The sequence below is a fragment of the Xenorhabdus poinarii G6 genome, from assembly GCF_000968175.1.
In the GTDB taxonomy this organism is placed as follows: Bacteria; Pseudomonadota; Gammaproteobacteria; order Enterobacterales; family Enterobacteriaceae; genus Xenorhabdus; species Xenorhabdus poinarii.
This window is the reverse complement of the sequence record NZ_FO704551.1, coordinates 1151198-1164257: the sequence shown is the minus strand read 5'-3', so window position 1 is coordinate 1164257 and position 13060 is coordinate 1151198. Positions and strand designations below refer to the sequence as shown.

At 45.6% G+C, this 13060-nt stretch carries 11 protein-coding genes and 2 pseudogenes; 5 read left to right on the top strand and 8 right to left on the bottom strand.

What is annotated here, in order from left to right:
* Nucleotides 1-32 precede the first annotated feature (32 nt).
* A pseudogene (locus XPG1_RS17435) lies at nucleotides 33-200 on the bottom strand (RNA-guided endonuclease InsQ/TnpB family protein); the annotation flags it as partial.
* 61 nt (nucleotides 201-261) lie between these two features.
* On the bottom strand, nucleotides 262-1677 hold the full coding sequence (locus tag XPG1_RS05380; RefSeq protein ID WP_084717274.1) for an MFS transporter: 1416 nt from the start codon (nucleotides 1675-1677) through the stop codon (nucleotides 262-264).
* A 510-nt stretch (nucleotides 1678-2187) separates the two neighbouring features.
* On the opposite strand from XPG1_RS05380, the gene XPG1_RS05375 reads away from it, so the two are divergent.
* Complete coding sequence (locus tag XPG1_RS05375; RefSeq protein ID WP_045958160.1) at nucleotides 2188-2535, top strand: ArsR/SmtB family transcription factor; 348 nt, start codon at nucleotides 2188-2190, stop codon at nucleotides 2533-2535.
* Nucleotides 2536-2641: 106 nt separating this feature from the next.
* On the opposite strand, the pseudogene XPG1_RS18890 reads toward XPG1_RS05375, so the two are convergent.
* Nucleotides 2642-3134: pseudogene (locus XPG1_RS18890) on the bottom strand (IS6 family transposase); the annotation flags it as partial.
* 238 nt (nucleotides 3135-3372) lie between these two features.
* Between XPG1_RS18890 and XPG1_RS05365 the strand changes: the two are divergent.
* From XPG1_RS05365 to XPG1_RS05355, 3 genes are read left to right on the top strand one after another with little or no spacing between them, the layout of a single operon-like run.
* Nucleotides 3373-4347 (top strand): Bug family tripartite tricarboxylate transporter substrate binding protein, encoded by a 975-nt coding sequence (locus tag XPG1_RS05365; protein WP_045958158.1) that lies wholly within the window; start codon nucleotides 3373-3375, stop codon nucleotides 4345-4347.
* Between the two features lie 11 nt (nucleotides 4348-4358).
* Nucleotides 4359-4790, top strand: a complete 432-nt coding sequence (locus XPG1_RS05360) for a tripartite tricarboxylate transporter TctB family protein (RefSeq protein WP_045958157.1) — start codon at nucleotides 4359-4361, stop codon at nucleotides 4788-4790.
* 10 nt (nucleotides 4791-4800) lie between these two features.
* On the top strand, nucleotides 4801-6303 hold the full coding sequence (locus tag XPG1_RS05355) for a tripartite tricarboxylate transporter permease (protein ID WP_045958156.1): 1503 nt from the start codon (nucleotides 4801-4803) through the stop codon (nucleotides 6301-6303).
* A 57-nt stretch (nucleotides 6304-6360) separates the two neighbouring features.
* Here the strand turns inward: XPG1_RS05355 and fabB are convergent, their stop codons facing one another.
* Nucleotides 6361-7575: a beta-ketoacyl-ACP synthase I gene (gene fabB / locus XPG1_RS05350; RefSeq protein ID WP_045958155.1), complete on the bottom strand. Its 1215-nt coding sequence runs from the start codon at nucleotides 7573-7575 to the stop codon at nucleotides 6361-6363.
* A 203-nt stretch (nucleotides 7576-7778) separates the two neighbouring features.
* Between fabB and mnmC the strand changes: the two genes are divergently transcribed.
* Complete coding sequence (mnmC, locus tag XPG1_RS05345; RefSeq protein ID WP_045960482.1) at nucleotides 7779-9842, top strand: bifunctional tRNA (5-methylaminomethyl-2-thiouridine)(34)-methyltransferase MnmC2/FAD-dependent 5-carboxymethylaminomethyl-2-thiouridine(34) oxidoreductase MnmC1; 2064 nt, start codon at nucleotides 7779-7781, stop codon at nucleotides 9840-9842.
* A gap of 213 nt (nucleotides 9843-10055) precedes the next feature.
* Here mnmC and XPG1_RS05340 read toward each other — a convergent pair whose 3' ends face one another.
* From XPG1_RS05340 to aroC, 4 genes are all read right to left on the bottom strand, one after another.
* Entirely contained in the window at nucleotides 10056-10331 is a 276-nt protein-coding gene (locus XPG1_RS05340; RefSeq protein ID WP_045958154.1) for a YfcL family protein, read from the bottom strand.
* Nucleotides 10332-10352: 21 nt separating this feature from the next.
* A complete protein-coding gene (locus tag XPG1_RS05335) occupies nucleotides 10353-10904 on the bottom strand; it encodes an elongation factor P hydroxylase (RefSeq protein ID WP_045958153.1) in 552 nt (183 codons plus the stop codon).
* Between the two features lie 21 nt (nucleotides 10905-10925).
* The gene (locus XPG1_RS05330) at nucleotides 10926-11726 is read right to left on the bottom strand and encodes a sulfite exporter TauE/SafE family protein (protein ID WP_045958152.1); all 801 of its coding nucleotides are present in this window, start codon (nucleotides 11724-11726) and stop codon (nucleotides 10926-10928) included.
* An 83-nt stretch (nucleotides 11727-11809) separates the two neighbouring features.
* Nucleotides 11810-12895 carry a chorismate synthase gene (gene aroC / locus XPG1_RS05325; protein WP_045958151.1) on the bottom strand — a complete coding sequence of 362 codons (1086 nt, stop codon included), beginning with the start codon at nucleotides 12893-12895 and terminating at the stop codon, nucleotides 11810-11812.
* Nucleotides 12896-13060 lie beyond the last annotated feature (165 nt).

The following is a 13060-nucleotide window of genomic DNA, read 5'->3' as shown; positions in this document are numbered from 1 at the left end:
CATCCTCTAAGGAGTGAGGATCCCTACTATGTTCAGACCGAAGCCTGAATCATTGCAGTGGGTTCCTGTTTCAATAGACGGTCTGACTGCACTGTTCCTACACAGGCAAGCACCGCAGGCACTGCCGCTAAAATATTACGCACTCCATTAATATCAGCGTTCGCGGTATATCCGCATATCTGACAGACGAACTGACTTTGTCACCGGCGATTTCCTTTCCTTTCCGGCCTCTCACGACCGGATGAATTGTCATATTATTTTTCAATATGATGTTGCCATCTTTCTTCTGGGTAAGGTCATTGCCATGAATAACGCCAGTACCATACCTATTGCGGCATATAGGAATGCATACCATGTACTTGCCGCCAGAAAAACAATTTCACTTTCTGATATATCCCTCTGAGTGACACTTGTAGCCAGAGCAATTAGAATCGCTAAACCAATGGCATTCCCAACATTAAGTGTTGTTGATGCCATACCTGATGCAATTCCTTGTTCACTATGATCAACACCTGTTGCAGCTGCGATCCACATTGCTGTCCAAACAATTCCCTGCCCTAAGCCTGAAATAACCAAACCAATCAGAATAGATTTATAAGAAGAGGAGACTGATGCTCCAGGCAGCATTAATAATGTTCCAACAATACCAATAATACAGCCAGTAATAATGGCATTCCTCGTTCCCATGGCGTTCGCAAGCCGGGCTCCAGCCTGAGTTCCTATAAAAATAGATACGGAAGGAATAATAAATGCTAGACCAGTCTCAAGTGCGTTGTAATGCATCACATTCTGGAACAGGACTGTTTCGAAATAGGGTAAAGCGCCAAATGTTCCCATATAAATGAAAGTCACGGTAACGCCTGCAACCAAATTTTTATTACGGAAAAGGTGCAACGGCATTAACGGGTCACTGGATTTTGATTCGATGATGATGAACATGATGAAACTTACCAGAGCCAAAAACAGAGCGTACTTAATAACAGGCGCTCCCCAACCATATTCTGGTCCTTGTACAAGCGAAAAGACTAAAAGCGTGGATGCAGCGGTGACAGTTAATGCGCCAGGAAGATCAAAACTGCGCTTCTCATGCCTGATTGGATCAGCAGGAATAACGATGAAAGCGGCAATGATCGCTATACCAGCTAACAGAACATTCACATAAAATACTGAAGACCAGCCTAGATAATTTGTTAGAAGCCCCCCGGCCAGTGAACCGAGTGTTAATCCACTCGCGCCTGCACCTCCCCACACTGCCAACGCTCTGTTTCGCTCAGGGCCTTCACGGAATAATCGGTTAATGAGAGAAAGAGTGGCAGGGAAAAGGAAAGCCCCTCCTATCCCTTGAACTGCCCGGGCGGCAATAATCACTTCAGGACGCCAGGCCATACCTCCAATCAAAGAAGAAACTGCATAGAGCCACAAAGCACCAATGAACATTCGACGCTGACCGAGTAAATCTGCTGCCCGACCACCAAAGAGCATGAAACCACCACAAAAAACTGTATAAGCGCTGACAACCCATTGAAGCGTCTGGCCAGAAAAACCAAGTCCTTTTCCTATTTCGGGAAGTGCAACAAATACGATATTGATATCTAAAGAAATTATCAATTGAGCAAATGCGAGTAAAGTTAGACTTGCTCCCAACCGATACTGATAGCCATCTTGATACCTAGACATAAAACCTCTTAATTGTTTGGTTGTTTTATTGTTTGTGTATATACGTACAATTAAGGTGAATATAGACATTTCATCTAACCAATTGCAAGACTTATTTTAATAATTCTTCTTTTCAGAACAGTATAATCATAAATAAGATATTATCTATCATATAGATAGATAATATTATTCCGCATTTAGGTTTTGTTGTATTACCGGAACATCAGGTAAGCTCCCTATTTTTAGCGAATCCAGAACGATTTTTTAAAGTAATCTGGTTTTTAATTTAGATATAAAAGTATTAGATCATTTCTCTCATTGTCTTTTTTAGATTCGTATTATAATAAATCTAAAATATTTATTTTAAATTATGTTAATAATCAATCATTAATAATGTATGAAGCCAAATATTTAACATCATAGAAATTATCTTTAATTGTTATTATTACTGTATGTTCAGAGAGTATATACTTTTCAAACTATTTATATGATAATTCGTGTATATTCGAACTAAGAAAGGAGCAAATAAAAATGATAAAACATCATCCAGATCGTAATCAGATACGGCTTGAACATGTACTTACAGCATTAGGTAACCCAATGCGAATGACTGTTGTTCATGTGCTGGCCGATGGAGGAGAACATACTTGTGGCTCTGTTCTTAATGGTGTATCCAAATCAACGCTAACTCATCACTGGCGAGTTCTCCGTGATAGTGGGGTTATCTGGCAAAAACCTTCAGGTAGAGAAAATCTGCTATCTCTTCGCAGAGAAGACCTAGACACCCGTTTCCCTGGACTACTTGCCTCATTTCTTACCGCTACAGAAGAGGATCAACTAACAGGAACGACTATCAAACAATATATTCCAGATGCCTGATAGAAAGTCAGGATTTCTGATTTTTTCACGCGTGTGTCAGATAGTTCTGTTGCATTAACAAAGAGATCGCGAGCAAAATCATCTTGAGTGATTTTTATGCCATGAGTTAATAGAAAAAAGCGGCGGGTGAAATTGGGTATTCCGGTTCTTGTGGGTATTGTCCTTTACGCAACATACTGACCCGTTCAATCCCGGCTGACAGGACCTGAGTCCCCCTCACGTTTTTGCATCCCAATATAGGACGTATTCGCCGTTTGACGTTGCGATGATCCTATTCAATCAGGTTATTCAGGTACTTATTCTGCCTGCTATTAATCGGCTTATTTTTCGGTTTTTCCTTGTTTATTTCGTCCAACGCCGCTTTATTGACACCACTTTTATCACAAGTTACCCCGTCAGGTTATCCATGCTGACGCATCGCCTTTTTGAAGCAACGCCATGTCGCTTTTTTATCCCGATGATCTATCAGCCAAAACTCAACCGTATTACCGTCTGAGTCTACAGCACGGTAGAGGTCACACCATTGTCCTGTAAACTTTGATATCGGTTTCATCCATTCTCCACTGACGCTCAACGTCGGGCTTGCTCCGCCGATAACGTTAACGCTCAACGGAACCCTGCATATCACACCGAAATTCAATCGCTCAATCAAGCAAAAAACATTCACCATTCATTAACATGAAATGATGCTTAATCAAATAAACTCAGTGAGTAAAGTCACACCTGGACAATTTTCATTGTTAATGAAAGGTAATTGAAAGGTTTCAATCCTATAAGTGGACATAAACCAGAAATTTGTCATTCATCTCTTTTACTGGTGCCTCGTGAGGAATCAAAATGAACGCTTTCAAAATATTATTCACTGCCGCAAACCTGCTTATTGCGACCTGCGCTTTTGCAACCTCTGCCCCTGGCAGAACCGAATGTATTGCCCCTGCCAAACCCGGAGGGGGATTTGATTTAACCTGCAAACTGGTTCAAATTTCACTATTAGAAACTCAAGCCATCAACGCCCCTATGCGGGTCACCTTTATGCCGGGCGGTGTCGGGGCAGTTGCCTATAATGCCATCGTTGCCCAACGACCTGCTGAACCCGGCACGATTGTTGCCTTTTCCGGCGGCTCTTTATTGAATCTTGCTCAAGGCAAATTTGGTCGCTACAACGTCAATAATGTGCGCTGGCTGGCCAGTGTCGGTACAGACTATGGCATGATTGCGGTGCGCCATGATTCCCCTTACCAGACACTGACCGATTTGATGAACGCGTTCAAAAAAGCACCTGATAGCATCGTGTTCGGTGCGGGTGCGTCCATCGGCAGTCAAGACTGGATGAAAACCGCTTTACTGGCAAAAGAGGTGGGCGTTAATCCTCGCAAAATGCGTTATGTCGCGTTCGAAGGCGGGGGAGAACCTATCACTGCGCTATTAGGCAACCATATCCAGGTTGTCTCCGGGGATCTGAGTGAAACGCTACCTTACCTCAATGGCAATAAGATCCGCATACTCGCTATTTATGCTGATAAACGCCTAGACGGTGCACTGGCAAATATCCCAACAGCTAAAGAACAGGGTTATAACCTCGTCTGGCCTGTCATTCGTGGCTTTTATATGGGTCCCAACGTGTCTGATGAACAATATCAATGGTGGGTTGATACCTTTAAGAAACTCCAACAAACGGATGAATTTAAGCAACAACGTGAATTACGCGGGTTATTTGATTTCGATATGACGGGCAAAGAACTGGATGACTATGTGAAAAAACAAACCGTTCAGTACCATGAAATGGCTAAATCCTTTGGGTTAGCAAAATAACGGGTGGCATCATGAGTGATCGTATCTTTGCTACGGTATGGCTTGTGCTATGTGGGATAGGACTGGTCGTCGGCTGGGGAATTCATAGCGAATATAGCTATGAGCCCCTCGGCCCGCGCCCCTTCCCCATCACGATTATTTCATTAATGGCACTCTGTGCTTTACTGTTGCTATTCAAAAAACCGGACTCCGTGCACTGGCCGACACCTCCCGTGTTACGTCGCCTGGTGTTATTGATTGCTACGTTAGCCGCTTACGCAGGGTTATTTGAGTGGCTAGGTTTTCCATTAGCAACTCTATTACTGACTTTCAGTGTAGCGCGACTCTTTAACGCGAGTCTCCTTGCCGCCATGATGTCAGGTGTCTTTCTCAGTGGCTCCCTCTTTTTTGCCTTTGATCGTCTGTTAGATGTCACTCTGCCGGTTGGCAGTTGGCTCAGTTAAGGAGATAACAATGGATACTTGGTTATATCTGAGCCAGGGCTTTGAAGTGGCGTTAGTCCCCAAAAATTTGCTCATTGCTCTGATCGGCTGTTTTATTGGTACGGTGGTGGGATTATTGCCCGGACTTGGTCCCATTAATGGGGTTGCGATCTTACTCCCACTGGCTTTTGCCCTCAAATTGCCGGCCGAATCCGCCTTAATTTTACTGGCAACGGTCTACATTGGCTGCGAATATGGCGGTCGTATATCTTCTATCTTACTGAATGTGCCGGGGGACGCAGCCGCTATCATGACCGCCCTGGACGGCCACCCAATGGCAAAACAGGGGCGAGCCGGCGTGGCTCTGTCGATTTCTGCCGTCAGTTCATTTTGTGGCTCACTTCTGGCTATCACTGGCATTATTTTATTTGCCCCCCTGCTTGCACGATGGTCTTTAGCGTTCGGGCCGGCGGAATATTTTGCATTGATGGTTTTTGCGATCGCCTGTCTCGGCAGTATGATGAGCCAAAATCCCATAAAATCACTCTTTGCAGCCTTAATTGGCTTAGGTTTGGCAACGGTAGGCGTCGATGCCAATACCGGTGTTTATCGTTTCACTTTTGATAACGTGCATCTCTCCGATGGGATCCAATTTATCGTTGTTGTCATCGGGTTATTTTCCGTCAGTGAAATATTATTGATGCTGGAGAGTACGGCATCCGGCCAAAAAGCGATTAAAAAAACAGGGCGTTTGCTATTTAATCGAAAAGAAGCCGCCATGTGTGTCGGGCCAACGTTACGTTCTTCCGTGATTGGTTTCTTCGTGGGAATATTACCTGGTGCCGGAGCAACAATCGCCAGCGCCATCACTTACATGACCGAAAAACGACTCAGCGGTAACAGTGATTCATTTGGTAAAGGGGATATCCGGGGGGTCGCCGCTCCCGAAGCGGCTAACAACGCCTCAGCATGTGGTTCATTTATCCCTATGCTGACTCTCGGTGTTCCCGGTTCAGGAACAACCGCGGTCATGCTCGGTGCTTTGACGCTTTATAACATTACGCCTGGCCCTGCGATGTTCACCGAACAACCGGATATCGTCTGGGGGTTGATTGCGGCGTTGTTGATTGCCAATGTGTTATTACTGATTATGAATATCCCGATGATTGGGGTATTTACCCGCATGTTGAGTATCCCAACCTGGTTTTTAGTGCCTGCAATCGCTATCGTTTCTGCGGTCGGCGTCTACGCGGTTCATAGCACGACGTTTGATTTGATGCTGATGGTGGGATTAGGTGTTTTTGGTTACCTACTGCGAAAAATGAATTTTCCCATGTCCCCATTGATCCTGGGATTCGTCTTAGGTGAAATGTTGGAACAAAATCTACGGCGGGCATTATCCATCAGTAATGGAAATTTTGCGATCCTATGGAGTAGCAATATTGCTCAAATTTTGCTGGCTCTGGCGGTTATGGTGATCGTTATCCCGCCCGTTTTACGCATCATGAAGAAACGCCGCAACAACAACACATAAAACCTTAGCCTTCGTAAAAAGCCAATCCATTTCATCAATGGATTGGCTTGATAATGATCAGTTTGAATACTTGCGCATCACCAGGGATGCATTTGTACCACCGAAGCCGAAGCTATTAGACATCACTGTTTTTAGCTCGCGTTCGGTGGGTTCAGTAATAATATTCATGCCCTGCGCTTTTTCATCCAGCGCATCAATATTAATGCTTGGTGCAATAATACCATGCTCCAGCATCAATAAACTGTAAATCGCTTCATGTGCACCCGCCGCACCTAATGAATGCCCGGTCATTGCTTTAGTCGCGGAAATAGCCGGTGTATTGTCACCAAAAACCGCTCTAATGGCTTCCAGTTCTTTCAAATCGCCAATTGGCGTCGAGGTTCCGTGGGTATTGATATAATCGACGCCACCTTCAACGCCTTCTAGCGCCATCTTCATGCAACGCACCGCCCCTTCCCCGGAAGGCGCAACCATATCCGCACCATCTGAATTTGCGCCATACCCGACAATTTCAGCATAAATGTGCGCACCACGCGCCAATGCGTGCTCGAGTTCTTCAACGACAACAATACCACCACCGCCTGCGATCACGAAACCATCACGGCTCTGATCATAGGTACGGGAAGCGAGTTCTGGTGTTTCATTATATTTCGTAGACAGTGCGCCCATAGCATCAAATTCACACGCCATTTCCCAGCTGAGTTCTTCACCACCGCCGGCAAAAATAATATCTTGCTTACCCAGTTGGATTAATTCAACGGCATGGCCGATACAGTGAGCAGACGTTGAACACGCTGAACTGATGGAATAGTTGACGCCTTTGATTTTAAAGGGGGTTGCCAAGCAAGCTGATACACCGGAAGCCATGGCACGCGTCACCATATAAGGCCCGACACCACGCAACCCACGGGCACGCATCCCATCTGAACCCGCGACCTGGTTATAGGGAGAACCGCCCCCGGAACCGACAACCAATCCGGTACGAAAATCAGACACTTGTTCATCGGACAGGCCAGAATCTTTGATGGCTTCATCCATCGCCAGATAAGCATAAATAGAGGCATCACTCATAAAACGGAGCGTCTTGCGGTCAATCAAACCAGAAGTATCCAGTTTTACATTGCCCCAGACATGGCTGCGCATCCCCATTTCTTTGAATTTTTCTGAGAAAGTTATCCCGGAGCGACCTTCTTTCAGCGATTCCAGCACCTCTTTCTGGTTATTACCAATACTAGAGACAATACCCAGACCAGTGATTACTGCACGTTTCATTACTTACCTCATCAAATATGTTTACCTGCGGGATTTATTCCCCCGCACTTTAGCGTACACTTGTACGCTGAACAAGTCCGATCAGGTCAAAAACTCACGAAAAATCGAATCGGGCTTCACACTAAGGGGCGACAGTGGGTGGTGCAATCCAAGGAAGACCATTAAAATCCCCGATCATTGTTATCAACAGTACAGGCATTATCGTGGCACACCAGACTATCAGCAGCGCAACCTTAAGCTGGAATGAACAGGGCACGCCCATTTCAGCGCAATTTGATGATGTTTATTTTTCAAATCAAGATGGCTTAGCAGAAACTTTATATGTCTTTTTGCAAGGCAATCATTTTCCTCAACGCTTTAACACCCATTCGCGGCCAGAGTGTGTTATTGCCGAAACTGGATTCGGTACCGGATTGAATTTTCTGACATTATGGCGGAGTTTTTCTCATTTTAGACAACAAAATCCTGAATCCACATTAAAACGACTCCATTATATCAGTTTTGAAAAATACCCATTAACACCCGATGACTTAAAAACCGCCCACCAGCGGTGGCCTGAACTTGCTGAGTTTTCCGCACAATTGTGCCAACAATGGCCCTTACCTTTAGCGGGCTGCCAGCGGTTAATTCTGGATAATGGCGCAATAACGCTGGATCTTTGGTTTGGCGATGTCAATGATCTCTTACCGAAGATAAGATCAAACCTGACAGGGAAAGTGGATGCCTGGTTTTTAGACGGTTTCGCACCGGCCAAAAACCCACAAATGTGGAGTGAACAGTTGTTCGCTGCAATGGCAACATTTTGCCGTCCTGAAGGGACATTTGCCACATTCACCTCGGCTGGTCTCGTCCGCCGAGGATTACAGCAAGCGGGCTTTACGGTCACAAAAATAAAAGGCTTTGGGCGCAAAAGAGAGATGCTAACGGGTACCTTATCTTCACTCAGTGGTTCTTCCCCTTTCGCTCATACACCATGGTTTGCCCGCAAAGCCGCCACGCATCTTGATGATATTGCCATTATTGGCGGCGGTATTGCCAGTGCATTGACAGCACTTGCGCTATTACGCCGGGGTGCCAAAGTCACACTCTATTGTCAGGACGCACAACCGGCACAGAATGCATCAGGTAACCAACAAGGCGCGCTTTACCCTTTACTGAACGGTAACGGCGATCCATTAGAACGTTTCTTTACCTCTGCATTTACTTTTGCCCGCCGTCAATATGATCTGCTCGCTGACACCCATGTTAGGTTTGACCACCAGTGGTGTGGCGTCAGCCAAGTGGCTTATGATGAAAAAAGTGCAAATAAAATAAGCAAAATGTTACGGACAGCATGGCCAGACGAAATCGCACTGAGTATGCATCGCACTCAATTAAGTCAGGTCAGCGGGTTAGAGGTGAATTATGATGGTATTCACTATCCGCAAGGCGGGTGGCTGTGCCCGGCACAACTCACCCAGGCAGCAATCAAACTTGCTGAACAACGTGGAATGCAAGTTTATTTGCATCATCAAGTGACACAGCTTAATCAAAACGAAAACGGCTGGCAGTTACAGGTTCAATATCAAGGAAACCGGCAAGACAAAAATCATACTGTCGTCATTATTGCTAACGGCCACTGTTTACCACAATTTGAGCAAACTGAAAAACTCCCTGTTACGGCTGTTCGTGGCCAGGTTAGCCATATTCCAACAACCAATAATCTGCGTCAATTAAACAGTGTGCTGTGCTACGACGGTTATATGACACCGGTTAATCCTAGTAATCAATATCACTGTATTGGCGCCAGTTATCAGCGTCATCAGTTGGATACGCAATACTCTTCTGATGAACAACACGAAAATCGTGAGCGTTTATTAAAATGTTTTCCCGATGTTGACTGGCCACAGCAAGTTGATATCTCAGAAAAAAAATCCCGTCAGGCCATACGTTGTGTCATCCGGGATCACATGCCAATGATTGGTAACGTTCCTGTTTTCAGTGAGCTTATGGAGAAATATGCCAATTTATCTCAACACATACGTGCCAATAAAATGATTGAAGAATCACCTTGTTATGCCAATTTATTTGTGATTGGTGCGTTAGGTTCACGGGGGTTGTGTTCCGCACCTTTAGGGGCAGAATTACTGGCCAGCCAAATTTTCGGAGAAGCCCTGCCGCTTGATGATGAAACATTAGCGGCTTTACACCCAAACCGCTTTTGGGTCAGAAAACAGTTACGTGGCAAATCCGTTACACAGAAAAACAATGACGCGGCAAAGCAATAAGGGTTGAAAAACCGTAAAGTATATTGTCTGCATCCGATGATGGGCTGATGACAATCTTCCCGGGACATGGAAAGGCATTGACTCAGCAGATAAAGAGAACAAATTTAGCGCACTTGAACAAAAAGACGGTGTTGTATCTTACGATTTAATGCATGACCCAAAACAAAGGGCTATATCAATAGCCCTCAATAAAATTATGTTAATATCAACAAATTAGGCTTTCACCTTATCCAGCAGTTTTTGCCAAGTTGCCAAAACCAAAACCTGGTCAGGTGGCGCCAATTCTCCCGCTTTAATCGCTTTATGGACACTTTCTTCAACGCGCTGGTGAAGCTGTTCCACCGTGTTTGCGCCTTCTTGTTCTAATTCAGCCACCGCCAGTGTCAGATGCCCGCGGAGGTATCCCCCAGCAAATAATTCGTCATCACTGGCATGTTCAACCATATCGTCAATTTGCGCCAGAATACGTGTTTCAAACTCTGCGAGCATTATTTTTCCCTCAAAATCAGTTCAATGAGCAAAGAGATCTTCCGGATAAGGAAAATGCTCTGCTTTTAATGGCGGCGTATTGTAAAACGATTGCAGACCTTGAATAAAGCGTGCCGCTCGCGTCGGTATCCCATTTTCAAGGTATTGCATAACCTGCCCATGCACTTTTCGCTGAAAAGCCAGGCGATCCGGCTCCACATCCCCGTTAAGGTTGTCACAACTGACATTAAAGGGAAATCCCGCGGCGACACAGAATAACCATTCTAGTGACTGCGGTTTGATCTCCACGTCCTCAAATTTCCGCTGCGTCTCGCTATCCCGCCCGTCAGGGCAATACCAGTAACCAAAATCGACCTGTTTCCGGCGCGCTTCCCCTGCAATGCACCAATGAGAAATTTCGTGCATTCCACTGGCATAAAAGCCATGCGCAAACAGGATTCGGTGATAACTCACGGTATCATCCGCGGGGAGATAAATCGGCTCATCATCACCTTTTATCAAGCGGGTGTTATAATCGTGACTAAAGCAATTATCAAAAATTTCAATCAGTTGTTGATAATGATGTGCAATCATGTGTTAATGCAAAATCCTAAATCAAAAATAAAATGCCAGCCAGGCGCGGAGCGTATCGCCATGATGGTCATAAAGCAGTTTGATGCTCATCAAAAAAGAGATAGTCACCAACATTGGACGAATGAGCTTTTGCCCTTTGCTTAGCACCAAACTGGCGCCTATCCGCGCGCCAATTATCTGACCTATCAGCATGACAAAACCCACTAGCCATAAAACCTGCCCGCCAAAAATAAAGAACCCCAACGCACCGATGTTAGATGCAAAGTTCAATACCTTGGCATGCGCCGTTGCTTTGGCCAAATTGTAGCCGCACAGCATGACATATGAGAGTGCGAAAAAAGATCCGGTACCCGGCCCGAATATGCCATCGTAAAAGCCGATGCCAGCACCGATAAAACAACCAAATGCGATGGGGCCAAGACGACGTTGCCGATCTTCTGCCCCGATATTCGGCATCAATAAAAAATAAAGGCCAATAATGATCACCAGCACAGGCAATAAATAGCGCAAAAAATCGGGGGAAATAAATTGCACCAGCAACGCACCGATCATGGCACCCATGACCGTCATCACGATCGCAAAACGCTGGAGACGTAAATCGATAACGCCCCGGCGAATAAAATACAGACTGGCCGATAACGAGCTCCCCACCGCCTGTAATTTACTCGTTGCCAATGCCTGGACAGGGGAAATGCCCACTGACATTAACGCCGGAATGGTCAATAATCCACCACCCCCAGCAATGGAATCAACAAACCCTGCAACCATCGCCACCAAAAAGAGGAAACCGTAAATCTCTGATCCTAATAATGTCCATTCCATGATACATGTCACCAGAACACGACTTGCCTATTATCATGATGCCTTTTGGCATCAGCCGTTATTATCAGACGCCTTTTCCTGAACTACCAACGTGGAAGCGGCGGTGTCACATTGGCACATTGTGCCTGCTGACGTAGTAAGTGATCCATCAGCACAATCGCCATCATTGCTTCGGCAATCGGCACTGCCCGAATTCCCACGCAGGGATCATGTCGGCCACGGGTCACCATTTCGACTTCTTCGCCCTGGCGATTAATGGTTTTGCCCGGCACCATAATGCTGGATGTTGGTTTTAGTGCAATATGTGCAACTATCGGTTGGCTACTGCTAATCCCGCCTAAAATGCCGCCCGCATGATTACTGGTAAATCCCTTCGCCGTCATTTCATCGCGATTCTCGCTGCCGCGTAAATTGACAACAGCAAAACCGTCACCAATTTCGACACCTTTGACAGCGTTAATACTCATCAGGGCATGGGCGAGATCTGCATCCAGGCGGTCAAACACGGGTTCCCCTAATCCTACGGGGACGTTTTCAGCCACAATACTGACTTTCGCCCCAATGGAATCACCCTCTTTTTTCAATGCTCTCAGCAATTCATCAAGTTCAGCTAACTTACTCTCATCCGGGCAGAAAAAAGGATTTTGTTCAACAATAGCCCAGTCTTTCAGTTCACAATGAATATTGCCCATTTGGGTCAGGCAGGCGCGAATACGGATACCGTGTTGTTCGAATAGGTATTTTTTAGCAATGGCACCTGCGGCAACACGCATCGCGGTTTCCCGGGCAGATGAACGCCCGCCGCCACGATAATCGCGCAGCCCATATTTTTGTTCGTAGGTATAGTCAGCATGGCCGGGGCGGAAAACATCTTTAATCGCACTGTAATCTTGTGAACGCTGATCGGTGTTTTCAATGATCAGCCCCATACTGGTGCCGGTTGTTACGCCATCAAAAACACCGGAAAGAATACGGACTTGATCGAGTTCACGACGCTGAGTCGTGTAACGGGAGGTTCCCGGTCGACGTCTGTCCAGATCAATTTGCAAGTCGGCTTCGCTAATCGCAATACCGGGTGGGACACCATCAACAACGCACCCCAGTGCAATGCCATGAGATTCACCAAATGTGGTGACACGAAAAAACTGACCAATACTGTTTCCTGCCATTCCTATCCTGCCATCATTATTTATGTATTAAACATGGGATCGAATAACAATAACTCACCCAACGATTAAAACCTATCTTATTTCAGTCATTTTATTGGCCTTTTATCCTTAATCTTTCGAGCAGCAATATTGCTCGCTACGACGATAAACCTATTGGATAGAGAT